24 protein-coding genes are annotated in these 23,989 nt (G+C 59.0%); 16 read left to right on the top strand and 8 right to left on the bottom strand.

The features are described 5' to 3' along the window. Positions 1-32 precede the first annotated feature (32 nt). Both VGL70_21300 and VGL70_21295 read right to left on the bottom strand, forming a co-directional pair. A complete protein-coding gene (locus tag VGL70_21300; GenBank protein HEY3306066.1) occupies positions 33-941 on the bottom strand; it encodes a CoA-transferase in 909 nt (302 codons plus the stop codon). A 111-nt stretch (positions 942-1,052) separates the two neighbouring features. Then, positions 1,053-1,997 (bottom strand): ABC transporter substrate-binding protein, encoded by a 945-nt coding sequence (locus tag VGL70_21295; protein HEY3306065.1) that lies wholly within the window; start codon positions 1,995-1,997, stop codon positions 1,053-1,055. 205 nt (positions 1,998-2,202) lie between these two features. Here VGL70_21295 and VGL70_21290 point away from each other — a divergent pair, with 205 nt between their 5' ends. After that, on the top strand, positions 2,203-3,294 hold the full coding sequence (locus VGL70_21290; protein HEY3306064.1) for an extracellular solute-binding protein: 1,092 nt from the start codon (positions 2,203-2,205) through the stop codon (positions 3,292-3,294). A 27-nt stretch (positions 3,295-3,321) separates the two neighbouring features. On the opposite strand, the gene VGL70_21285 is transcribed toward VGL70_21290, so the two are convergent. The 3 genes from VGL70_21285 to VGL70_21275 form a co-directional block, all read right to left on the bottom strand. After that, on the bottom strand, positions 3,322-3,789 hold the full coding sequence (locus VGL70_21285) for a hypothetical protein (GenBank protein ID HEY3306063.1): 468 nt from the start codon (positions 3,787-3,789) through the stop codon (positions 3,322-3,324). A gap of 239 nt (positions 3,790-4,028) precedes the next feature. Next, on the bottom strand, positions 4,029-4,586 hold the full coding sequence (locus VGL70_21280) for a cupin domain-containing protein (protein HEY3306062.1): 558 nt from the start codon (positions 4,584-4,586) through the stop codon (positions 4,029-4,031). Between the two features lie 139 nt (positions 4,587-4,725). Next, a complete protein-coding gene (locus VGL70_21275; protein HEY3306061.1) occupies positions 4,726-5,871 on the bottom strand; it encodes an AAA family ATPase in 1,146 nt (381 codons plus the stop codon). 230 nt (positions 5,872-6,101) lie between these two features. On the opposite strand from VGL70_21275, the gene VGL70_21270 reads away from it, so the two are divergent. Together VGL70_21270 and VGL70_21265 are read left to right on the top strand one after the other, a co-directional pair. Next, a complete protein-coding gene (locus VGL70_21270; GenBank protein ID HEY3306060.1) occupies positions 6,102-6,386 on the top strand; it encodes a hypothetical protein in 285 nt (94 codons plus the stop codon). Next, on the top strand, positions 6,374-6,907 hold the full coding sequence (locus tag VGL70_21265) for a DUF6036 family nucleotidyltransferase (protein ID HEY3306059.1): 534 nt from the start codon (positions 6,374-6,376) through the stop codon (positions 6,905-6,907). The genes VGL70_21270 and VGL70_21265 overlap by 13 nt, the downstream gene beginning before the upstream one ends. A 58-nt stretch (positions 6,908-6,965) precedes the next feature. Here VGL70_21265 and VGL70_21260 read toward each other — a convergent pair whose 3' ends face one another. Together VGL70_21260 and glp are read right to left on the bottom strand one after the other, a co-directional pair. Beyond that, positions 6,966-8,897 (bottom strand): molybdopterin biosynthesis protein, encoded by a 1,932-nt coding sequence (locus tag VGL70_21260; GenBank protein HEY3306058.1) that lies wholly within the window; start codon positions 8,895-8,897, stop codon positions 6,966-6,968. 139 nt (positions 8,898-9,036) lie between these two features. After that, positions 9,037-10,275, bottom strand: coding sequence for a gephyrin-like molybdotransferase Glp (gene glp, locus VGL70_21255; GenBank protein HEY3306057.1), 1,239 nt, complete (start codon positions 10,273-10,275; stop codon positions 9,037-9,039). Positions 10,276-10,764: 489 nt separating this feature from the next. On the opposite strand from glp, the gene VGL70_21250 reads away from it, so the two are divergent. The 10 genes from VGL70_21250 to VGL70_21205 all read left to right on the top strand — a co-directional run bounded on the left by VGL70_21250 (position 10,765) and on the right by VGL70_21205 (position 19,901). Next, on the top strand, positions 10,765-12,666 hold the full coding sequence (locus VGL70_21250; GenBank protein HEY3306056.1) for an aldehyde ferredoxin oxidoreductase N-terminal domain-containing protein: 1,902 nt from the start codon (positions 10,765-10,767) through the stop codon (positions 12,664-12,666). A 16-nt stretch (positions 12,667-12,682) separates the two neighbouring features. Further along, the gene (locus VGL70_21245; protein ID HEY3306055.1) at positions 12,683-13,690 is read left to right on the top strand and encodes an extracellular solute-binding protein; all 1,008 of its coding nucleotides are present in this window, start codon (positions 12,683-12,685) and stop codon (positions 13,688-13,690) included. Positions 13,691-13,723: 33 nt separating this feature from the next. Next, a complete protein-coding gene (locus VGL70_21240) occupies positions 13,724-14,149 on the top strand; it encodes a VOC family protein (protein ID HEY3306054.1) in 426 nt (141 codons plus the stop codon). A 239-nt stretch (positions 14,150-14,388) separates the two neighbouring features. Next, complete coding sequence (locus VGL70_21235) at positions 14,389-15,270, top strand: ABC transporter substrate-binding protein (GenBank protein HEY3306053.1); 882 nt, start codon at positions 14,389-14,391, stop codon at positions 15,268-15,270. A 79-nt stretch (positions 15,271-15,349) separates the two neighbouring features. After that, positions 15,350-15,547: a hypothetical protein gene (locus tag VGL70_21230; protein ID HEY3306052.1), complete on the top strand. Its 198-nt coding sequence runs from the start codon at positions 15,350-15,352 to the stop codon at positions 15,545-15,547. Positions 15,548-15,692: 145 nt separating this feature from the next. Continuing rightward, the gene (locus VGL70_21225) at positions 15,693-16,160 is read left to right on the top strand and encodes a DUF4262 domain-containing protein (GenBank protein HEY3306051.1); all 468 of its coding nucleotides are present in this window, start codon (positions 15,693-15,695) and stop codon (positions 16,158-16,160) included. Positions 16,161-16,170: 10 nt separating this feature from the next. Beyond that, a complete protein-coding gene (locus tag VGL70_21220; GenBank protein ID HEY3306050.1) occupies positions 16,171-17,136 on the top strand; it encodes an ABC transporter substrate-binding protein in 966 nt (321 codons plus the stop codon). A 55-nt stretch (positions 17,137-17,191) separates the two neighbouring features. Continuing rightward, positions 17,192-17,881, top strand: coding sequence for a dienelactone hydrolase family protein (locus tag VGL70_21215; GenBank protein ID HEY3306049.1), 690 nt, complete (start codon positions 17,192-17,194; stop codon positions 17,879-17,881). After that, positions 17,878-18,825 (top strand): TAXI family TRAP transporter solute-binding subunit, encoded by a 948-nt coding sequence (locus tag VGL70_21210; protein ID HEY3306048.1) that lies wholly within the window; start codon positions 17,878-17,880, stop codon positions 18,823-18,825. Before VGL70_21215 ends, VGL70_21210 begins: the two co-directional genes overlap by 4 nt. An 11-nt stretch (positions 18,826-18,836) precedes the next feature. Next, on the top strand, positions 18,837-19,901 hold the full coding sequence (locus VGL70_21205; GenBank protein HEY3306047.1) for an extracellular solute-binding protein: 1,065 nt from the start codon (positions 18,837-18,839) through the stop codon (positions 19,899-19,901). Positions 19,902-19,977: 76 nt separating this feature from the next. On the opposite strand, the gene VGL70_21200 is transcribed toward VGL70_21205, so the two are convergent. Next, on the bottom strand, positions 19,978-20,913 hold the full coding sequence (locus VGL70_21200; protein ID HEY3306046.1) for an ABC transporter substrate-binding protein: 936 nt from the start codon (positions 20,911-20,913) through the stop codon (positions 19,978-19,980). Positions 20,914-21,053: 140 nt separating this feature from the next. On the opposite strand from VGL70_21200, the gene VGL70_21195 reads away from it, so the two are divergent. The 3 genes from VGL70_21195 to VGL70_21185 form a co-directional block, all read left to right on the top strand. After that, positions 21,054-21,851: a 4Fe-4S dicluster domain-containing protein gene (locus tag VGL70_21195; GenBank protein ID HEY3306045.1), complete on the top strand. Its 798-nt coding sequence runs from the start codon at positions 21,054-21,056 to the stop codon at positions 21,849-21,851. A gap of 12 nt (positions 21,852-21,863) precedes the next feature. Beyond that, positions 21,864-23,780 carry an aldehyde ferredoxin oxidoreductase N-terminal domain-containing protein gene (locus VGL70_21190; protein ID HEY3306044.1) on the top strand — a complete coding sequence of 639 codons (1,917 nt, stop codon included), beginning with the start codon at positions 21,864-21,866 and terminating at the stop codon, positions 23,778-23,780. Continuing rightward, the coding region (locus tag VGL70_21185; protein HEY3306043.1) for an ABC transporter substrate-binding protein at positions 23,762-23,989 on the top strand (228 nt) is incomplete at its 3' end. The genes VGL70_21190 and VGL70_21185, both read left to right, overlap by 19 nt.

Raw genomic sequence — 23,989 nt, 5'->3', positions numbered from 1 at the left:
AGGCTCGCTCCCGAGAGCGTTAGCCACCCGTGCTACACGCTGAAATTGACCGCCGGCGAGAAAACCTCTTTTCCGGGGGTGAGCCGCTCGCGCCGCTCTTTGCCGAGAAGATCGAGATAGCCGTCGTGTCCGCCCGTTCCGAAAACCCACTTGCCGAGCCATTCTTGAAAACCCTCAAGGGCGCGCGATTGCCGGTGATAGTCGAAATAAAACCCGTCGTCCCTTCTGGCATAGCCCTGAGTTGGCGACGGGTGCGAGCCGAACGGCGCCTTGACCACATGGGAAACGAGAAATCCCGGAATCAGAGTCCGGTTGGGATCGCTGAGAATCATCTCGTGATCGACTCTCTCTTCGCAAGTCAGGATCACGCGCTTCGCCGCTAACGCCGCTTCGCGCACCACGCCGAGGTTGCCCCAGAGGTGAGCGTTGCCTTCGTCATCCGCGCGCTGGACGTGGAGAATCGCCACGTCCGGCGCGACCGCGCGCACGGCGAGCAGCTTGTCGCCGGTGAACGGGCAGGTGATCGCGTTGAAATGCGGCGCGCGGCTGAAATCGCTCCCGAGCGCCGTGCGCGTCGGCAGGTAGGGCACGCCCATGCCGGCGGCCTTGAGAGCGAGAGCGATCGTGAAGTTGGAGTGCTCTTCGATTTCGAGCGGCCGCGGAACGCCCTCTTCCATCGCCCGGCGAAAATTGTGCCCCAGCCCGGCGGCGACGTTGCCCACCCAGGCGGCGATGATTTTTCTCGCCGAGCCTGCGCCGATGAGCTGATCGAACTGGATATCCGAGATCGGCGCGATCAGCGTGAGGTCGCGTTTCTTCTGACGCATGATCTCATAGCCGGCGGCAAAGGGAATCAGGGACTCAAGGCCGCAGCCCATCGCCACCGCCGCGCCGTTTGGAATGCTGGAGATCGCTTCTCCAAGAGTACAGAGCTTGCTCATGGTTGGTTGCAATCGATGGCTCCGAATCTCGCCTGTGAGCAGGCAGGCCGCCTTCGACTCTTAGCGGTCAGGCGCGTACTCCGAGGGTCAGCATCGATCATGCACGCCTGTTCACTGCGAGAGTTCTCTCCTGACCTCTTCGACGATCTTGGCGTCGACGATCTGATCCGGGTCCCTAATTTTGATCGGAACTCCGCTCTCCACTTCCATATCCAAAATGAGGCGCACGCCTTCCCGTTCCACAGTAGGATCTCCGCTCACAGCCGGAAGGTAGAGATCATAGGAACGCCGTGCGACGGGGCGATCCAGGCCTAGCCAACCGACCATGACCTCGACGGCCGTCTCCTTTTCTCTTCTGATCAACCGGCGCGCCTCGACATCGGCCTTGATCATTCTTTTCACCTGATCTCGGCCGGCCTTGAGCGTGCTTTCGGTGACCGCCAGGCCCGATAGCGGAACCCTGATCCGCTCCGCCGCATTGACCAGAATCCGATAGCCTTGTTGTTCCGCCAGAACGGGAAAGGGAAGGCTTACGAACATCGCGTCAAAACGTCCGCCCTGAAAGGACGAATAAAGAAGCGGCGGATCGCCCGCGTAGATAAGTTGAACATCCTTTTGGGGATCGAGCCCCGCCTCCTTGAGAATGAACCGCATGACTCGGTCGTTGGTGCCGCCCGGGTTGCCGGTAAGGCCGATCTCTTTGCCTTTAAGCGCTTCGATCTTCGCAAAAGCCGGTCGTGCTACTAGGCTAAAGAAAGGGGCGACGTTCGCCACGGAAACGATCTTCACGGGAGCGGCCATTCCCGCCGAACGGATAGCGGACCCCACGGAGGCGAGATAACGCACCTCGCCGCTGATGAGCGCGGCGGCGCTGATAGTCGGGCGCATCTGGATCGCTTCGACCTCCAAGTCGTATTTGCGATATAAGCCTTTCTCTTGCGCGATCCGAATATGGAGCGCGCTCAAAGAGCGGGCCGGGTAGGCAAGCCGAACCTTTTCTGCGGAGAAACACAACGAGGGAAAAAGGATGAGGCCGACATAAAGCACATACAACATAAAGACTCCCTCCTTTACGGCGAAGGGGACGCCCTGGGACGCTTTTTCGGCGCGAAGCACTGGCAACAGATAACACGACTCGAAGTCCGTTTAATAGATCCCCCTGCGGACTTCCTCTATACGTCTTTTTTGTTTGACAGCTCTTACAAAAGTGGGTTATCTCCGATTTCGAATGCGTGACAGTATGCGCAATTGGAAATCGCGGATGAAGTTGTATCGGGCTTTGCTATCTCTTCTTACCTTTACCGGTTCCGGCTATGCCGGCTCATCAGAGACGTGGACCGAAACTTTGGCAGCGGCGAAAAAAGACGGGCAGGTGACGATTTACATCTACCAGTACGAGCCAGCGGTAAAATGGTTCGAGAAGGAGTTTCCGGAAATAAAGGTGAACTCGCTGGCGGCGCCGGGTTCGCAGTTGGGAAGCCGGGTTGTCGCTGAAAGGCGGGGCGGAAAATTCATCCCGGACGTTTTCAGTAGTGGCGCCAACACCAGCTACAACGTTCTTTATAAAGGCAAGGCGCTCGATCCCATCAAGCCGAGTCTCGTGTTGCCCGAAGTTGTGGAACAGTCTCACTGGTACGGAGGAGAACACCGATACATCGACGCCGAGGGAAAATACATCTTCGCGTACGAAGTCAATCCCAGCGCGATGCGGCTCGCCTACAACGAAACGCTGGTCGAGCCGAAGGAATTCAAATCGTACTGGGATCTTTTGAATTCGAAGTGGAAAGGAAAGATCGTCTCGTTTGAGCCTACCAACACCGGCATCGGCATCCCGATGCAGTTTTTCTTTCATCATCCCGACTTGGGCCCTGAATTCATCAAGCGGTTCTTCGGTCGGATGGACGTAACATTCAGCCGGGACCAGCGGCAGATGACGGACTGGCTCGCTCAGGGCAAGTTTGCTCTTTGCCTCGGTTGCGCCGCATCCATGGCTAGAGCTCAGGGTCTTCCCATAGAGACTCTGGACACGAGCGGTTGGAAAGAAGGCAGCGCTTTTGGAGTACGGAACGGCTCTCTCAGTCTCATGAATCAGGCGCCACATCCGAACGCGGCGAAGGTTTTCATCAACTGGTTTCTCTCGCGCAAGGGACAAATCGCTTTACAGAAATACGGTTATCCGGAAAACCCGCCGAACTCCAGGCGAATCGATATTCCCAAAGGTGACGTTCCGCCGGACAATCGAATCGTCGAGGGAAGAAAATACCTCGACGTCGCGCGGCCGGAGTACGCCGACATGGCGCCGATCTTCGAGCTCGCCAAATCCATAATGAAGTCGAGAGAGCAGGGAAAGTAAATTATAAGATTGAAGCGCTGAAGAGAACTACGCCGACTTCTTCCGCACCACCAGATCGACGTCGCACTCCAGGAGTTGAAGCAGAGAGACAAGCTGGTCCACCGACTTCTGATAATTGGTTTGGTCCAGCAGCCGATAGAGCTGAGTCGCAGAAGTGCCTAACCTGCGAACGATTTCGCGCTTGGAGAGCGGGCTTTCAGCGATGCGCCTTTGAGCCTCCAATGTTAATTTATACAGCATGAGATCTCTCAGATAGTTCGGATCTCGATTGTATTCCAGCACCTGCTCTACATGTACGGTTCCCGTCTTTCCCGATTGAAGCTTGTACGTGAACCCTTCGCCGCCAAGCTCTTTGTCGACATAGACCTGGGCGACTGGATCGTCCGAAGTCGGACTCGGCCTGGCTTTGACGTAAGGAAAGGCATACGTCTTGCCGGATGCTTTGACAACGAAATCCTTCCTCTTGTTATTGAAACTTACCGACCTAACCTTCATAGCAACCCTTCCGACTCGAGTTCCTCGATGAGCTTAACGACCTTTTTCGACGCATCTCCTTTCATGGCTTTATGGTTATCGATATCCCACTTCACGACAAGCCTTTCGTCCCTGTAAACGTGCACATGCCTGGGCGGGTGATCTCCTTTCCACCAAACAAAGATGTAGCCGCCGCGCCGTAGATCACACGTTGTTTGACGCTGGCGAGATCGTATAGCTTGTTCCCGACGGAAGGTCGTCTACTTTTTCTCGTTGTTAATCTTCGCGAACTCTTCGACGAACGATTTGGCTTTAAAAGTCTCGTTGATCTTGGGCTTGTCGCCCTTGTAGATGATATTCAGCTCGCCCAGATACTCTTGCAGCGGCAGCGGCTTGATGGCGAATGCCATAGCCGGCTCGTCGCTGGTGATGTGGTGCTGGTGCCAGACTCCCTGGCCGATGTAGAGAGTATCGCCTGGCTTCCAGTCGATGCGCTCGCCGTCCAGAATACTGTAGCCTCTCCCTCTTAGAATGATAATGATCGCTTCGTTATGCTTGTGCGTGACCGAATGCGAATGCGGCGGGTAGATGTGGCAATCGACTTCGATGATCCGATTGTCGAAGCCCAGCTCTCGCGTGCAGAGACTCCCGAACCAAACGCCGTTGGTCGGCTCCCACTCCATCTTGACCTCTTCGGCCGTGAGCGCCTTGCGGCCCGCCTTGCGTCGGGCTGTATCCGCTTTGCGACGCTCGAGCCGCGCCTTGAAAAGCGAAGACTGTCCCTGTTCCCATAGTTCTTTGTTCTCGTTGTCTGCCATAATATTTCTCCTTTTTTATGAACGCCTACAGATCTATGGCGGTGAGGATTTTTCTCTCTCCTAAGATTCCGACAATACAGCGCAGCGTGCAATCACGTATCATTCAAAGATAGATGATTCCAGCATACGGCACGCGCAGTTAGGACGAGAATTCGCCGGTCCACAGCGCATCGAGGAACTGCTTGTAGGGGAGGATTGCGATTCCCTCAAGCTCGCGCGGACGCGGCTCCAAACTCACGCAAAGATACCGCTTCAGCTTTTGTTCTTCGGCTAGCGCCCGCAGCGATTTGAGATCTTGCGGGGACACGTTCTCCTTAGCCTTGATCTCGACGGCGGTGTGATCGCCGAGAATGAAGTCCACCTCGAAGCCGGAAGTGGAGCGCCAGTGGCTCAACGCTTCGCCCGACGCATAGTCCCGCCAGGCGATGAGTTCATGAAACAGCCAAGTCTCGAAGGCGCCGCCGAATTCAGGTGCGCCCTGTTTCACCAGCCGCCCTTGCAGAGCCGAAGCGACTCCCGCGTCAAAGAAGTAATACTTGGACGAGACCACCGGCTTGCGCTTCTTCGACGACCGCCACGCCGGGAGTTCATGCAGCAGCAGTGTATCCTTCAGAATTTCGAAATATTCGTAGACGGTCGTTCGCGGCACCTGGGCGTCGTTAGCCACGTTGGTAAAGTTGACGAGCGTCGCGTTGCACAGGGCGGCGACGCGCAAGAAGCGGCTGAAGGCCGGCGCGTTTCGCGTGGACCCCTCCGCAACGATTTCCTGCTGCAAGTAAGTGCCGGTGTACGCGTCGAGGTCTGCTTTCGCATCGTCAGAGAAATAAATCGACGGCAACAGCCCGCGCTCGATGGCCTGCGATAACTCAAAGTGCTCTCCCAGCTCGCGGTAGGTCAACGGGTGCAGATGACGCGTGCGGGCGCGGCCGCCAAGAAGGTTGACGCCGCCGCGGCGCAACTTGCGCGCGCTCGAGCCGGTGAGAAGAAAACAGATGCCGCGCTGCTCGATCAGGCGATGGACTTCGTTGAGAAGTTCCGGCAGGCGCTGGACCTCGTCGATGACGACCAGCTTATCCCGAGGCGTCAGTTCTTCCGCCAACCGGCTGGGCCGCTGGCTGAGAGCCAGGTAAACCGAACTGTCGAGCAGGTCGTAGACTCGCGCTTGGGGCAGGACCTGGCGAACCAGGAAAGTCTTTCCAGTCTGGCGCGGGCCAAAGAGAAAATGGGACTTCTTCTTCAGCCATTCCGGTAGGTTGACGATGCGTTGAATGACCGGCACGTCCATTTGCCACGCTTGGCGCCTTTCCGACGATAATCATGACATTTGACGACTGACTCGTCAAGTTTTGAAATGCGCCTCGGGTAAGTAAGCTGATTCTTAGTTAGTGATCTTAAGTCCGAGTTCGAATCTCGGCGGGCGCATGAGTGCAGCAAAAATTCCTGAACATCCTCGGCGTTGAGCTTGGTTGAAGATCCTTGAAACGGCGCGGTCCTGCGTGGTACGAAAGTGCGTATATGGATCTCAAGGATTTCAGTCCTTTCCCCGGCGGCGAGTTGGTCCGCAAAGGGCTTGAAGATCTGGCCGCAGGGCGGGAATCAGAGGCAGCTCTCCTTGTTCTTATCGGCGCTCCACGACTACGCCGGCTTGGATTTAAGGTGCCGGAACCCGGTTTAAAGATTCCTGAACACGAACTGTATCGGCTCCTTGCCTCCTCCAATCCCGACTCGGCGCACTCGCGTTACAACGCGCTGCTGCGCCGGTTGGTGCGCTTCGAACGAGCCCTCGAATGCGTCGCCTAGCCGGCCGCGATCACATCCAACGTTTCATCAAAGCCATCAGCGCCAAAGCCGCACGCAATGCCCGTCTTTACTTCACCGGCGGGGCAACTGCCGTGTTACTGGGCTGGCGTTCCAGCACGATCGACGTTGACATACTCCTTGTTCCGGAGGAAGACGCGGTTCTACGAGCGCTACCGGCGCTGAAGGAAGAGCTTGAAATCAACCTGGAGTTGGCCTGTCCGGCCCATTTCATTCCCGAACTGCCGCATTGGGAAGAGCGGAGCCTTTTCATCGTCCAAGAGGGGCCGTTGAGCTTCTACCACTATGATCTTTACGCGCAGGCATTGGCGAAGATCGAGCGCGGCCATGCGCTCGATGTTACGGATGTCCAGGAAATGTTCCGACGCGGCCTTATTGAGCCGGTCGAACTCCGAAAACTTTTCGAAGCGATCGAACCGCAATTGTATCGCTATCCCGCTATCGACGCGCCGGCCTTCCGACGAGCCGTGGAGAAAACCATCGACACTTTCGGATCTGCTTGAATCGCACCTCAATGAAGGCGAGTCCGAGTTCGAATCTCGGCGGGCGCACCATTCAAGCTCACTGACGGTAAAGAACTTCTCCCGCTCTACCCGTATTGTATCCGCCCAGCGCCGTGACAGCCTTTTTGAAGCCGTCGGAGCGGATCACGTCAACGAGCCTCTCCCCTTTTTCCGACTCGAAAAACGATCGCAGCACGACGAGGTCGTACTGCTCGTTGCCGACAGGGATGAAGTCGAGGCCGAGGGCGTTGGCGGCGGAGCGCACGCCCAAGCCGACGTCCGCGAGCCCGCTCGCGATCGCCACGCCGACCGACATGTGCGTGAATTCCTCGCGCTCGTAGCCGCGGATTTGCGCCGAATCGAGTTGGAGTCGCTTGAGCTCGTAGTCGAGGAGAACGCGTGTGCCTGAGCCTGGCTGGCGGTTGACGAAAGTTAGATCTGGTCTCAACAGATCTTGCAGGCCCGAAACCTTTTTCGCGTTGCCCTTCTTGACGATCAGCCCCTGCTCGCGCCGCGCCAGATGAACCAGAACCAACGGAGTGCCTGGGATGAGGCGCTTGATGTCGGGGACGTTATACGCGCCAGTGTCCGGGTCGAGGAGATGGCTGCCGGCGATGTGCGTCTCGCGGCGCTTAAGCGCCAGCAAACCACCGACGCTGCCGACGTTGGTCGCCGCGATTTTCAATTCCGGATAACTCATCTTGAGCTGGTCTTCGAGCACGCCGATCGCGAGATCGTGGCTGCCAGTGCAGAGTATCGTGTTCTCGACTTCTTCGATCGGCCGCAACAGCTCGACTTCCACCTCGTCGCCGCCGTTGATGCCCTCGACAAGACTCGGAATGCGCATCAAACCGTCGGCGTGGACCATCGTCGTGATGACGCCGGCGCCGCGGCCGAGCGGCACTGCGACAAGCTTGGATTCCACGCGGCCCAAATTAACCCGGACGAATTCCTCCAGGCCGAGGTGCGAAGGGATCTTCTTCGGCACCACGGCTTTAACCGAAGGCGCCGACTGCGGGCCGGCGCCCAACAGTTTTTCGATGACGGGCCGGAGTATCTCGCGCGCGATGACGATCGCCGAGACCGGATAGCCGGGTATGCCGATGACGGGTTTCCCGTCCACAATTCCCAGGACCGCCGGCTTTCCCGGCATCACGTCGATGCCATGGACCAGCAGCTCGCCGGCGTTGGCAATAACCTCCGCCGTAAAGTCGTGCTCGCCGGCGGACGAGCCGGCGATGATCGCGGCCACGTGATTTTTTTCCAGCGCTGCTCTCAATGCCGCGCCGAGCTCGGCCGGATCGTCCTTGACCCGCGGCGACTTGACCGGCTCGCCGCCCCATTCCTGGATGAAAGCCCCGAGCACGCTGGAGTTGAAATCGATCACCGCTCCGGGTTTCGGCTCGTCGCCAGGCTCGATCAGCTCGTCGCCGGTCGGGAGAATCGCCACTCTCGGCTTCTCTTTGACGTTTACCGTCGTATGGCCCGCGGCCAAAAGCGCCCCGAGATCGTAAGGGCGAAGCCGGTGCGCGCGCGGCAGCAGCAGCTCGGTCGCGACGACGTCTTCGCCGACGAGCCGCACGTGGTTCCAGGGGCCGACGGAGTCGAAGATTTCCACGTTGCCGTCGTCGAGCTGATGGACTTTTTCGATCATGATGACGGCGTTGGCCCAGAGCGGAATCGAGTTGCCGGTGTCGACGTAAGCGAAAGCTCCCTCCCCTCCCCCCTCGCGCGGCGTCCACCTGAGCTTTTTTGCCGCGAACTCGGTCGCGCCGAAGGTATCTTCTGCGCGCACGCAGATCCCGTCCATGGCGGCGGCGTGATAGTGGGGAGAGGAGATACGCGCGAAGACCGGGTCGGAAGTGACGCGATGGAGCGCCTGATCCATGCGCAACTCTTCGCTCGCGAGCGCGCGCGGATCGACGCGGCTCAAAAAAAGCTCGCGAGCTTCTTTGAGCGGAGTTTTCTTGAGGTATCGTTTGCGCGCCATCGTGAAAAATAACGTTCGGGAAAAGAGAGATTCTTCGCTGCGCTCAGAATGACAGCGTTGAATTTGTCATCCTGAACCCTTCGTTTGTCACTCTGAACGAAGGAAGAGTCTCAGGGTAAACTCCGTGAAGGATCTCTCCCTAAAAAAGTATTACCTCGACTTCCTCTCCCTGCTCGATCCCTTCCTGGTTTAAATCGATCCGGATCATGCCGTCCGCTTTCACCAGCGTAAAAATCGCGCCCGACTTGCTCGGCAGCGGCTGGGCGTAGAGCTTGCCGTTCGCCTGCTCAAGGCAGACGCGAATGTAATCTTCGCGCCCGGCTTGGGACGCGACGTTGGTTTTGAGAACGGCGCGCGTGGTCTTTTTGAACTCGCATGCGGCCGCCGCATCCTCGCCGCCGAGGGTGCGGATCAGCGGCGCGGCGAAAAGCTCGAAGATGACGAGCGCCGAGACCGGATAGCCCGGAAGTCCCAGCACCGGCTTGCCGCCGGCGCGCGCGAAGATCGTCGGCTTACCCGGGCTCACGGAAATACCGTGAAAAACCATTTCGGCCTGGGGGAAAGAAAGGATCACGTCGAGCGCGATATCCTTGGCGCCCATCGAGCTGCCGCCGGAGAGAAGCACGAGATCCGCCCAGCGAAGCGCTTGATCGAGCGCTTCACGAAGAGCGTCCCGGTCGTCGCGAATCACGCCGAAGTCCTTCAGCTCGCCGCCACACTCGTCGATGAGACCGGCGAGCGAGTGCTGGTTGATGTTGCGCACCTGGCCGGGGAGCGGCTCGCGCTCCGCTTCGACGATCTCGTCGCCCGTCGAGATCAGCGCGACGCGCGGCTTCTTGTAAACCGGCAGCGCGGAGAGTCCGATGCCGGTCAGCGCGCCGAGATCGTGCGCCCTCAGGCGCCGCCCGCGCGGGAAAACCGGCGCGCCTTTTTGGATGTCGTCGCCGATCTGGATCACGTTTTGCCATGGCGACACGCCGCGATGGATCTCCACCGTGTCTGCGCCCGCCTCTTCCGTATATTCGACCATCACCACGCCGTCGCTTCCCGGCGGCAGCATGCCGCCGGTTGAGATCCGCATCGCTTCACCCTTGCTGAGCGGGCGCGTCGCTTCCTTTCCCATCTCGACAGTGCCGACGAGCTTCAAATAACCAGGCTGGCTCGCGCTCGCGCCGAAAGTGTCTTTGGCGATCACGGCGTAGCCGTCCATCGCCGCGCGGCTGAAATGCGGCAGATCGACTTTTGAGTACAGGTCCTCCGCAAGAACGCGGCCGCGCGCGCGAACGGTTTCGACCGGTTCGGTCCCCACCGGAAGCGCCCTGAGCAGAATCTCGCGCGCCTCCTTCGGCGTTACGACTTTGAAAAATGCCTTCGCCATCGCTTCACTCGCAAGAAGTATATTCAAAAGCTTCGCCGGTAAGCAAATGACCAAATCCTTTGCCGCAAGCGAATTGCTCGCCTTCGGCCCAAAGTACGGTTCCTCGGAGAAAACCTTCCGGCCGCAGACGATAGTTTTCTGCCTCGAGGACCGCCCTCGCCCATCCCTTTGTCTGATTAAATCCCACCGTCCGGGCCTACCGAAACCTCCTCGTCCCTGCGTCTGCGGCCTTCAGGTTTCCTCCTTCGGAACCCAGGGACTTGAGCGCGCGAAGGGGAGCCTGCGCCGAAGACAGGGAGACGTCCGACAATAGAGGTTCACAGAGAGAACCGGCGAGCCAAACGGCACTTTGAAGCAGACAAGTAGAGGCCTATCGGCTCCCGCTGAGGCGCAGGCCCCCCTCGACAGCGCGCATTTTTTGCGATTAAGCCGAATTGCTCTTGACGCAAACTGCCTCTTCTCCTATGTTTCAGTCGAAACGGAATAAAGATGGCAGCAAACTCCGACCTTTTTCCTTCATCGCGCAAGAGCCCCCTTCCCGGCGGCTACATGGGGAAACTGCTCCGCGTCGATCTCACGTCCGGCGCTCTCAACGACGAGAACCTGCCCGAATCCCATGTGCTGGAGAAATTCATTGGCGGGCAGGCGCTGGCTTCCTACATTCTTCTTAAAGAATTACCGCTCGACGCCGAGCCCTTTGGCCCGGAAAACCGCGTCGTCATCATGACCGGCCCTCTCACGGGCAACGGCTTCACGCCCGGCGGCACCAAGATGACCGCCGTTTATCTCAGCCCGCTGACCCGCTATACGCTCGGCCGAGGCGCCACCAGCGGCTTTTGGGGGACCTATCTCAAAGCCGCGGGCTACGACGGACTTATCATCAGCGGCGCTGCCGAGAAGCCATACTACCTATATATTCACGACGGAGAAGCCGAACTACGCGATGCGAGCCGGGTCTGGGGATTGGGCACTCGCCAAACCGAAGACCGGCTGCGCGAAGAGGTCGGTATCAAAGACGCGAAGATACTGTGCATCGGACCGGCGGGCGAGAATCTCAACCGCGCGGCGATGCTGGCGAACGATTATAATCATTTCGCCGCCCACAGCGGCGGCGCCGTCTTCGGCTCCAAGAAATTGAAGGCCGTTATCGTCAGCGGCACGGCCCGGCCTTCGGCTCGCGACAAGGCGAAGCTGATCGAAGCGGGCATGCGCTGGCGGGCTATTTTGCAAGTCCACGACGTGCAGAAGAAAAAAACCAAGTATGGCCACGGCGAATCGTGGGGCGCGCTGAATAACTTGAACTGGCGCAGCACCGACTTGAATCCCGAGCACATCCGCGGCTTCGACAAGAACGACGTGGTTTTGCGCCCCTGCTTTCAGTGCCAGCGACTCTGCCCCTGGGACGCGACGCTCGGCGAGGGGCCTTACAAGGGAACCACCGTGCGCTTCAATGCCGGCGGCGAGTGGCTCGATACTTTTTTTAACCTCGGCGTCAAAGGAAACGCCGCCCTCTATCTGGCGGAGCGAATCAACGACCTCGGCATCGAGTGCAGCCATTTCTCCTGCGGCGCGGGCGTGGCGTTCGAGGCGTGGGAGAAAGGCCTTCTCGGTCCGGAGCGGACCAACGGACTCCGGCTCGAATGGGGCAACGTCGAGGCGGTGGAGAAACTTTTGGAGATGGCGGCCCGGCGCGAGGGCTGGCTCGGGAATCTTTTAGCGGACGGTCCCAAGCAGGTGGCGGAGGCGATCGGCGGCGACGCGCCCAAGTGGGCGGTGCACACCAAAGGCGGGACGCCGGCGATGCACGAGTGGCGCCCGAAGCTCGGCGAGATGCTCCGCGAGCTGGTCGCGAGCGGCGGCATGAAACCGCAGGGCGGCGGGTCGGCCAAGCCGCCGCCGGACTTGCGCTACCGGGAAAAGTGGGGCCCGCTGGCCGACGACAGCCCCGACGGCTGGGCGTGGTCGCACATTCTCTCCGAGCAGCACCGGCAGTTCACCGGAATCTTCGGCGGCTGCTGGTTCGCGCAGATGCAACACAAGCCGGACGGCCTCAACAGCATCGTCGATGCGTTCAACGCGATCACCGGCTGGAATTTTACTCTCGATCAGGCGCTGGAGGCGGGCCATCGCAGCATGCTGCTGCAAAGCATTTTCGCCACGCAGCGCGGCTGGATCGCCGACCACGACTGGAAGGACGTCGGCGCGCGCTTTCTCGAGCCGATTCCCGACGGGAAATATCAGGGCTTTACCATCGCCAAATGGCTGCCGGACATGATTTTCGAATATTACCGTTTATCGGGGAGACACGAGAGAAGCGGCCGGCCGTTCAAGGATACGCTCGCGCGGCTCAGGCTGGAAGAATTCTCCGAATGGAGCCACCTAGGCGAGTGAGATTCAGGGAGGCGAAATGAGTGATCGGACAATGAGCGGCGCGATTGTCTTTTTTCTACTTTGCCTGACGCAGCCGCTCTTGGCCCAGGACGCCAAGCTCATCGCCGAAGGCAAAAAAGAGGGTAAGGTCGTGGTCTATGGATCGATGGAGCAGGACATCTTCGAGGACATCAAGAAATCCTTCGAAAAGAAAACCGGCATAACCGTAGACTACTGGCGGGCGTCGGCCGCCTCGGTCACGGACCGCGTCGTCACCGAGCACCGGGCCGGCAAGGTGATCTCCGACGTGGTAGCGACCAATTCCGGCCCGATGCTGATCCTTCTTAAAGAAAATATTTTCGCAAAATACGGCTCGCCGGCCGGCAAAGATTTTCCGCAAAACCTGATCCACCCCGAGCTTGGGCCGAGATATCGCACGGGCGTCGTGGGGATCGTCTACAACAAGAGCATCATGAAGCCGGAGGCGGCGCCGAAATCCCTCGAAGACCTGCTGAGGCCGGAATACAAAGGCAAGTTGGCGATGCCCGATCCCACTCGCGGCGTGATCGCGGCCAGTTGGCCGGCGAGCCTCTACAAGCTCATGGGCAAAGATAAGGCGGAAAAATATATTCGCGATCTCGCGGCCACCAAACCGGTGATCGTGGAGGGTGTGCTGAACGCCGCCGAGCGCATCACGACCGGCGAGACGCCGCTGGGTATCACCTACCTGAAATATGTCGTGGCCTTCGGCCAGAAGGGCGCGCCGATGGATTACGTGCGGCAGGATAAGATGCTCGGCCACGGCCATTACATCGCTCTCGACAACAAGGCCGCTCATCCGAATGCGGCCAAAGTCTTTATCGATTTTTTTCTCAACGAAGAAAGCATGAAGGCCATCGCCAGGATGGGCGAATTTGTGACCCGCAAAGGAATCTATCCGCCGCTCGCCGATGCTGATAAGATTCAAGTCATCGAGATGGACGAGCTGGACACGGCGGCTTTTGCGGAGAAGAGAAAGGAATACGCGAAGTTATTTCTACAGTAAGCAAGAAAGTGAATAGTTGGAAGGAGGAAAACGATGAAAGTCACGAAACTCTACCACGTCGGAATTCCGGTCGATGATATCGACCGGGCGCAGGAATTTTATACCAAGGTCCTGGGCATGGAGTTCATGGGGCGCGTCGGCGGCAATCCGAAAAATCCCGACGCCCTGGAAATTCACGGCAAAGTACAGCGGCTGGACCGTTTGCGCTGTGGCGACGACGACGTCGTCCTGTTCGAGCGGCCGAAGCCGATTCAGAGAGACGCGCTCGACCAGGACGGCATCGCGCACCAGGCGTTCGAGATGGACTGGAATGAGTACGAAGAAGCTCTAAAGAAGGCTAAAGAGCTAAAGAAGTTTCATCGCATCGTCGAGCGCAACAGCGGCAAGACAATCTACATGTTCGACAGCGAGGGAAATTATCTGGAGCTTCATTTCGCGCCGCCGCAGAAAACAGCTTAGGGACAAAGAATGTCATTCTGAGGCGAAGCCGAAGAATCTCTCCGAAGAAAAAGAGAGATCCTTCGCGGAGTTTACCCTGAGCGAAGCCGAAGGGCTCCAGGATGACAGAAGGACTCCAAGGCATGAACAAAGTCTCCTGCAGGATCTTTTCAGCGTTGGCGTTTTTCATATTGGCCTCGTCTTCAAACTTACCGCGTGAGTCCGCAGCCGCGCCGGCGCTGGAAAGAGTCCGCGTCGCCATGTCCACCAAAGACTACGGCTACCTGCCGCTCTTCGTCGGCATGCGCGCCGGCCTGTTCAAAGAAGAAGGGCTGGAAGTGCAGTGGCTGGTTGTCAATACGAGCATCGTTATTACGGCACTTATGGGCGGCGAGCTCGACGTCGCAGGCGCCGCCGGCTCGGCGATGAGAGCCGCGGCCCGAGGCGCGCCGCTTAAAGGAATCTTCTTCACGCACCAGCGATCGACGTTCGTTCTGATCGGCGCTCCGGAGATCAAAAAGGTTCAAGACCTGAAAGGCAAAGTCATCGGCATCACCTCTCCGGGAAGCAGCACCGAGCTGGCGGCCAGCATGGTGCTCGAACATCATGGACTCAACCCCAAAAAGGACGTGACGTTCTTTTCCACCGGCGGCTCCGAGACCTCCGTGCTGGCGATGCAGCAGAAGATCATCCACGCGCGCGCGTTCAATCCCGACGCAGCCTTTCTGCTGAAGAAAAAGGGCTTCAACGAGCTGGCTTCGCTGGCGGAGATGGGCGCGTGGCCGTGGGCCGGCTACGCCACGACCGACGCCAAGCTCGCGCAGGAGCGCGACAAGATCAAGCGCTGGACGCGGGCGATGGTGAAAGCGCTTCTCTTTATGCTGAACAAGAGGGAGGAGACGATCAAGATCGCGATGCAGGAGTTCAATCATCCGCGAGACGTGGCCGAGGGTGCGTCGGCCGTCTGCATCCGCGCCATCGACCCGCGCGATCCCGGCGGCGCCAGCGACGAATCGCTGCGCAAAAATATCAACGACACGATCGTTACCCCGCTCAACCTCAAAGAAGCCCCGCCGATCGCCAAGCTGGTAGATTTCTCGCTGCTCAGAGAAGCGCAGAAGGAAGTGGGAGTGGGGAGATAGATAGCCTGCCGGCAGAGATCGGCTACAGGTGGAAGAGAAGCCTCGGATCATGTAGGATTCACCCCAAGGATTACACGATATGAAAGCTAAAGAAACCGTGCGAGCTCTCCTGGATCGTCTCCCCAACGATTGCAGCGTGGACGAAGTCCTGTACCATCTCTACGTGCTGCAGGAAATCGACAAAGGCCGCGCCGATGCTAAAGCAGGCCGGACGATGACGCACGCGGAAGTGGCGGCAGAGCTTCGCAAAAAATGGCGACGCGCCGCCGAGAAGTAATCTGGACGAAGCGGGCCGGGCACATCCGAAACGCAAGTTGGCTTAAAAGGCGTCGGCGGCGACAAATCCCCGTACAAAAATATCGACGACGATCGTCACCCCGCTCCAGCTCAAGGAACTCCGCCGATTCCCAAGAAGGTCCGAGATGGACTCAAACGACGAAAAGGTCCTAGCGGACATCGCGCAGCACGGATGCCATATTATACATGTACTCGAAGAAGGGGATCTTCCTCCCTTCTCGTATTCAGTTGGAATCCAAAAGTCTTCAGGCGCACCTGAAGTAATTGTCATCGGCCTAAAGAAAGACATCGCTCATTTCACCATCAACGAATATAACAGCCGCATACGTTCAGGTGAGTCATTTGAGACGGATCGCCTTTACCCCGGTTTCCTCGAAGGTTTCGAGGTGCTCTTTGTGCCGGTAGGGTCAGAGCACTACCCAGAGTATCTCGGTTGGAATCGATGGCTTTATGGCGGCGATCAATTTAAGACGCTCCAGGTGGTATATCCCACGACAGACGGCATCTGGCCTTGGAACGAGCGGGCCTCCAAGTGGTTTAGGAACCGTCAGCGACTTCTCGCAGCAGGCGGCATTGGACCGTCGCGAAGCTAAGGCAATGGTTGTGCGCCTCTTGATAACTCTTTCCATCACCGTGCTGGCAATACCTGTCTACGCCGAGAAAGTTCGGACGATCACACCGCGGGCGACGCTCAATTATCTCTCGGTGCCGGTGGCGGAAGTGAAGGGGTTCTTTCGCGACGAGAACCTGGAAAATGAAACGATCGTGATTCCAGGAACGACGGCGATCGCCGCGCTTGTGAGCGGCGAAGTGGATTACAGCGGCGCGGGCGGAAGCGGGATGCGCGCGGCGCTACGGGGCGCGCCGATCAAAGCGATCATGTTCCAGACGGAAAAAGTCACCTGGTACCTGCTGACCGCCCCCGAAATTCGAAAAATTTCCGATCTCAAGGGAAAAAGGATCGCGGTCGGAACGATCGGCGACACGCAGGACACGCTGCTCACGATGCTGGTCGAGCGCAACGGTTTGTCGGCGCGCGACGTTACGCGCGTCGCGATGCCGTCGCGAAATACCGTCACGACGTTCCTCTCGCTCAAAACCGGCGCAGTTCAGGCCGCTGTCGTCAATGGAGACGAGGCGCTGCTCGGCGAAAAAGAAGGGTTGAATACCCTCGCCTTCATCGGCGATCTTTTCCCTTACCCTTTTCAGGGATTTCTGACGACGGACAAGAAGATCGCGGAGAAGCCCGGCGAGATCAAAAGGTGGCTCAGGGCGATGATGCGCGCGCTGGTCTTCATCCGGCAAAAGCCGGAAGAAGCGGCTGACATCGCGCAAAAGAAGCTGCCGTTAGGAAATCTCACCCGGCCGATGCTGGTCGAAGGCGTGCGCCTTTTTGCGAAAGCTCTGCCGGACGGCGTTCCCGGACTGCCGTCGCCGCAGGGAATAAAAAACGTTATCGAGTTTGACGTGAAGGCGCCGCTTAAAATAAAGGAAGATGTGGCGCCGGAGAAGTTTTTGAGCCTGCGGCTCGCCGCCGAGGTCAAAAAGGAATTGGAAATCAAACGCTGAACGGACATGGAGGTTTGTTATGGGCTGGGAATCGACAAAGACTAACGATGGAACGATGAATCTTTACGTAAGCCGCCCCGATGGATCGGGTCCGTTTCCGGGCATCGTCGTGATTCAGGGCCAGAAGGGAGTCGATCGCTTCATCGAGGAGTTCACCCAACGGCTTGCCGCCGAAGGCTACGTTGCCGCTGCGCCCGATCTTTATTATCGGGAGAGCCCCGACTGCAAAGACGACGCTCCGACGAAGAGAGAAAGACTCCGCGACCGAACGGTCATCAGCGACGTCAACGCGACGGCAGAGTTTCTCCAGCGGCAGCCGTCGGTGGACGGCGATCGACTCGGAATTGTCGGCTTTTGCATGGGCGGCCGCGTTTCGTATTTGATGGCCTCCGCCGGCCCTGCAATCAAAGCCGCGGTTGATCACTACGGCGGCAACGCCTTCTCGCCTTGGGGCGACGGACCGTCGCCGTTTGAGCGCACGCCCGAGATCCATTGCCCGATCATGGGCCATTTCGGCGTGGAAGATGAAAACCCGTCGCCGGAAGACGTGCGCAAGCTCGACGCGGAGCTGACGAAGCACGGCAAGGTCCATGAATTTTATTCTTACGCCGCCACCGGCCACGCGTTCATGGATCCCTACGGCAGTAAATACCGGCCGCAATCAGCCGCCGCCGCATGGCCGCGGACGCTGGATTTCTTCGCCAGGCACCTCGCGCCATCGAAAGCCCGGCGAGCCGCGTCGTGAGTCGCGAAACAAGTATTTCCATCGCGACGACCTCCAGGCGAGCGGAAATCGCGCGCGACGTCGCTTATTCGTTTTACCGTTGCGCGACGCTATCGCCCACCTCGCAGGTCAACCTCGGGATGGGATATCGGGACTCGGAGCTCGGCGGTACGGCGATTCCCCTTCTTGTGAATCAAAAGAAATACGACTTCGGCTTCGCCAATCCGGCGGGCCTCGCGCGCATGGCGCTGCTCGGCGTCGGACCGTACAAGAAAAAACTGAATCTGCGGGCCATCGGCGTCTTTCCTTCCTGGGATCGGCTCGCTTTCGCCGTACGGAAAGATTCCGGAATTCACTCTCTCGACGATATCAAAGAAAAAAGATATCCGCTGGTCGTCTCCACGCGCGCCGGCGGCAAATATCACACGACGCTCTACGTCATCAACGAGATCCTGAAGGCCCACGGCTTCAGCTTCGAGGACATCGCGAAATGGGGCGGCCAGGTTCTCCGCGCCCAGAGCCCGAGCGACCCGGCGCGCGCGGAGCAAATCCGCTCGGGAAAGGTTCATGCGGTCTTCGACGAGGGGATCAAGAGCTGGGGCGCGCTTGCGCTGGGATCGGGAATGAAGTTCCTGCCGGTGCGCGACGACGTGCTGAGAAAAATGCAGCGGCTGGGTTTCGGCGGCGCCCCGCTCACGAATGCCGCGTTTCCCGGCTTGGAGCGGGAAATCGCCACGGTCGATTTCAGCGGCTGGGTTTTCTTCTGCCGGCAAAAACTCGCCGCAGCGATCGCCTACACGATGGCCAAGGCGATCGACCGCTGCCGCGACAAGATCGAGGCCGATCACCTCGACCGCACGACGATGACGATGGAAGAGTTCTGCCGCGGCAGCGAGAGCGGGCCGCTCACGATCCCGCTGCATCCCGGGGCGAAGAAATACTATCGGGAGCAGGGATACTTATAACGGAGGAAAGTATGGCGAAGCGAAGCGCGTGGTTTAGTTTTCTACTTTGCCTTCTTCCCGGCGTGCCTCATCTTTACGGCCAGACGACGGAATCCAGGCTCGCCTGGCTTGATTCCGTTCCGCGGCAGGAGCGGCAAGCCCGGCTGGTCGAGGCGGCGCGCAAAGAAGGCGAAGTCATCGCTTATGGCAACCTGGACTCGGCCGCGGCGCAGGCCGTCGCGGACAACTTTATGAAAAAATATCCTTTCATCAAAGCGAGTCCGGTTCGCATCTCGGGCGCGGGCATCATTACGCGCGTGGAAGCGGAAGCTCGCGCGGGGAAGGTGGTGTCGGACGTGATCGACAGCGGCCAGCTCGGCATGCTGGCGCTGATGGACAAGAAAATGATGGCGCGTTATCGCTCGCCGCAGAGGGAATTTTTCCGCGAGGGATTCAAAGACAAGGAGGGTTACTGGACCGCTTACCTGACGAACGTCATGGTGAGCGCCTACAACACGCGACTGGTAAAGAAGGAGGAAGCGCCGACGAAGCTCGACGATCTCTTGAAGCCGCGCTGGAAAGGCAAGCTCGCGATGGACAGCCAGTCCTACGTGTGGTTCGGGACGATGATGCAGTTTCTCGGCGAAGAAGCGGGGCTCCGCTTCATGAAGAAACTGAACGAGCAGGATCTAAGACACGTCCGCGGCCGGCGCCTCGCGAGCCAGCTCGTCGCCGCCGGCGAGTTCGACATGACCGTCGAGACTAATTTGAATTCGGTGCTGACGTTCGCCGGCCAGGGGGCTCCGGTTTGGTTCGCTCCCATCCAGCCGCTCTTCTACAGCCCCAGTCTCGTCTTTCTCGCGCAAGGAGCGCCGCACCCGCACGCCGGCGCGCTCTTCATCGATTATCTGCTCTCGGAAGACGGCCAGCGCGTCATCGTCTCGACCAACCGCATGGCGGCGCACAGCCAAGTCAGGGGAAAAGAAGCGCAGATGGTCGAGGGACTGGACATCCGCATGCCCAACATCCTCGACATCGGCCGGCGCTATAACGCGATCGGGAATCAGTACCGGGAAATCTTTCCGGGGGCGCGATGAATGGACGGGAATCGGGAGTTAGGAATTGGGAATGGGCAACTGCGAACCCCAACTCCTAACCCGTAATTCCTAATTCCTATTGATACAGCTTGTCGATATATCCGCTGTCGTCCAGCTCGCGGACATAGTGCGTGTCCCACATCGCCACGGGATTGTAGCTGGCAACCTCGGGATTGCGGCGCACTGCCAGTTGAAACACGTTGGCCATCGCCTCCATCGACGGATATGGCTTACGCTCCAGCGATTGCTCCCACTCGCCGTACAAAGCGTGGACTTCTTCGTCCGTTTTGATGCCGAGAGCGGCGGGCAAGTGGTTCTTTAAGATCTTGATCGTCTCTTCCTTGCGGGTGAGAAAGAAGTGGATTGTATCCACGAAGCCGCGAATCAGGCGCCGGATTTCCTCTTCGTGGCTCTTCACAAAAGTCATGGTCGTCGTGAGCGTGACGCCGCGGATCATCGGCATGGCGCGCACGGGAATGACGCGGCCGCCGGCCTTGGCCACGCGCGCGTCATGGGGAATGCAAACGAACGTAGCGCCGAATTCCCCCTGAAGGACACGATTGTATCTTTCCTCTGCGGGCCCGGGACAGCTTACGATTTCGACGTCGCCACGATCGACGTCGAGTCCCTCCTGGCGCAAAAAGAGCCAGACGTTGAGTCCCGAATGGGAGCTCGGTTTATCGACGACGATGGTTTTCCCGCGCAGGTCCTGAACGCTCTTGATGCCGTTCTTCACGACCAGGAAATTGTCCGTCCAGGTGTTGGCCGCCTGGGCCAAGTGCACGAAGTCTTCCCCGCGGGCGTTTCTTTCGTAAAGATTATGGTGATTTCCGGAGATCAGGTCCGTGCTTCCGCTCTTAAGCGTCTCGACGGCTTTTTCACGGACCAACTGAGGACTGGTGTCCACTTCCAAACCGTTCTCTCCCCATATCCCGCTCTTCTCGGCGACGACCCAAAGAGGCGCGTGGGCGTTGGATCGGTAAATGATTCTCAATTTTTTCTTGTCGCTCATCGAAAATATCCTCCCGCTGTTGTTGTTACTTAATCTTTCTCTCGCAGATGAGGGCGGTTGTCAAACGGACATCGCCAAAAGCCTTGACAGCATCGGAACGGGGACACTAATATCATTCCGCTTACAACGGAGATCACCCTATGAGTGAAAAATACGGCACGTTGATACCGACCGCGAAACTGCTCGACGGCAAGCCGAGAACGATTCTTTTCGACGCCTCCAAGTGCATCGGCTGCCGCCAGTGCGTTCACGCGTGCAAGGACTGGCACGATCACCCGCGAACGTCGGTCTACGAATTTTCCAGCACCAACTGGATCAAGATGGAGCCGCCCGTGCTCGAAGGACTTTCTCCTATCTGGGCGCGGAACAGTTGCATGCACTGCGAGTATCCGATGTGCGCCGCCGTCTGTCCCGTGGAAGCGATCACAAAATATGAAGAAGGCCCGGTCGTCATCAACCAGGACGTCTGCATCGGCTGCGAGTACTGCGTCTACGCCTGCCCGTGGGGCGTGATTTCCAAGAACGACGTTACGCAGAAAGCGACCAAATGCACGATGTGCAGCGATCGAGTTAGCGAGAACAAACAGCCGTTTTGCGTGCAGGCCTGCCCGGCCGACGCGCTCGACTTCGGTCTTCAGGAAGACATGACGGCAAAGGCCAAGAAGCGCGCCGAAGAGATCGGCGGCACGCTCTATGGCGACAAAGAAGCGGGCGGCACGCAGGTGATCTATGTACTCAAGGAAAAGAAGGAAGCCTACGGTTTGCGTCTGGTCGGAAGCGAAAAATATCCGCGGCACAAGATCCCCTTGCCGCTCATGCTCAAAGATCTCTTCACCCCACGCTGCGGCGTGGCGGGAAAACTCCGCGCGCTCTATCTCGCTATCGCCCACCCGAAGCGATTGATCTACCGCTACTGGCCGTGGCGGAGCGCGGCTTAGAAAGGATTTTCCATGGCGGACGCAGCGGAGCTTTTTCCTCGGCGACGGACAACGCGGCTCCCAGGCGGCTACATGGGCCGCCTGCTGCGCGTCGATCTCAGCACAGGATCGATGCGAGATGAAAACCTGCCCGAAGAGCCGGTGCTGAAAAAATTCATCGGCGGGCAGGCGCTGGCGCTTTACATTCTGCTGAAAGAATTGCCGCTCGACGCGAGGCCCTTGGGCCCGGAAAATAAAGTCGTCATGATGACCGGTCCCATCACCGGCACCGGGCTCACTCCCGGCGGCACCAAAGTCACGGCGGTCTATCTCAGCCCTTTGACGGACAACACGCTTGGACGCGGCGCGGCGAGTGGCTTCTGGGCGGTCTATCTGAAGGCCGCGGGCTACGACGGACTCATCATCGAGGGAGCTGCCGCACGGCCGTCCTACCTGTTCATCAACGAAGGCAAGGCGGAGCTGCGCGACGCGAGCGAAGTGTGGGGTAAAGGGGCGAGAGAGACGGAGGATTTGCTAAGGCAGGAGGTCGGAATTAAGGACGCGAAGGTGATGTGCATCGGACCGGCGGGCGAAAACCTCGTGCGCGCGGCGATGCTGGTGAACGACTACAACCATAACGCGGCGCACAGCGGCGGCGCGATCTTCGGCGTGAAGAAACTCAAAGCGATCGTGGTTTACGGCACGGCGCGTCCGAAGGTGCATGATAAAGCCGAGTTGATCGAAGCGGGCCTCAGATGGCGGAGGACGCTCGTGCAGTATAATATCGAGAAGAAAAAAGGCGCCGGCCACGCCGAGGACCTGCACGCCCTGCCGAATCTTAACTACCGCAGCTCGCTGATCGAGGACCACGCCCGCGGCTTCGACCAGAACCGCATAACGCTGAGACCCTGCTTCCAGTGTCAGCGGCTCTGCCCGTGGGACGTGGAGATCAAAGAGGGCCCTTCGACAGGCTCAGGGCAGGTCCCGCTAAACGGAGTCGTCGGCCATTACAACGCCGGCAGCGAGTGGCTCGACACCTTTTTCAATCTGGGAGTCAAAGGCAACGAAGCGCTTTATCTAGCGGAGCGAATCAACGACCTCGGCATCGAGTGCAGCCATTTTTCCTGCGGCGCGGCCGTGGCGTTCGAAGCTTGGGAAAAGGGTTTAATCGGTCCCGAGCAAACCGACGGGCTGCGCTTCGAGTGGGGCAATGTCGAGACCATTGACCGTCTGCTGGACATGGCGGCGCGGCGCAAAGGACGCTGGGGAAATCTGCTGGCTGAAGGTCCGACACAGGTCGCCGAGGCGATCGGGGGCGACGCTCCCAAGTGGGTCGTGCACACGAAGAAAGGAACGCCGGCGCTGCACGATTGGCGGCCGCACTTCGGCCAGATGCTGCGCGAGATCGTCGGCAGCGGGGGCATGAAGCCGCAGGGCGGCGGCTCGGCCAAGCCGCCGCCGGATCTGGCGTACCGCGAGAAGTGGGGACCGCTCGATCGCGACGATCCGACCGGCTGGCCGTGGTCGCAGGTGCTCTCGGAGCAGTACCGCCAGTTTTGCGGCCTCACCGGCGGCTGCTGGTTCGCGCAGATGCACCTGAAGCCCGACGGTCTTCAGAGTATTGCCGATGCTTTGAGCGCAACGACCGGGTGGAATTTCGACCTGGACGAAGGCCTGAGGGCCGGCCATCGCAGCATGATTCTTCAGAGCCTGTTTGGCACACAGCGCGGCTGGGTCGCGGACCACGACTGGCAGCAAGTCGGGCCGAGATTTCTCGAGCCGATCCCGGACGGAAAATTCAAGGGGTTCACGATCGGCAAATGGATTCCCGACATGGTCTACGAATATTACCGCCTCTCGGGAAGGCATGAAAAAACCGGGCGGCCTTTCATGGACACGCTCGCGCGCTTGGGCCTGGAAGAATTCAAAGAATGGGCGCAATTGGATTGATTTTGCTTTCCCTGTTTCTTTCCCTCGCGGTTTTCGTCGCCGACGGCCGAGCGGAAAAAATCAGGACTGCCATCCCGCAGGGAACTTTGAACTACCTTTCCGTTTACGTTGCCGACGCGAAAGGATTTTTCCGTGAGGAGGGGCTCGACAACGAAACCATCATCATTTCCGGCCCCAGGGCCACGGCCGCGCTGCTCAGCGGCGACGTC

This window comes from Candidatus Binatia bacterium (assembly GCA_036504975.1).
Taxonomy (GTDB): domain Bacteria; phylum Desulfobacterota; class Binatia; order UBA9968; family UBA9968; genus JAJPJQ01.
Note: the sequence above shows the minus strand (reverse complement) of the source record. Positions and strands in the feature narration are given on the sequence as shown.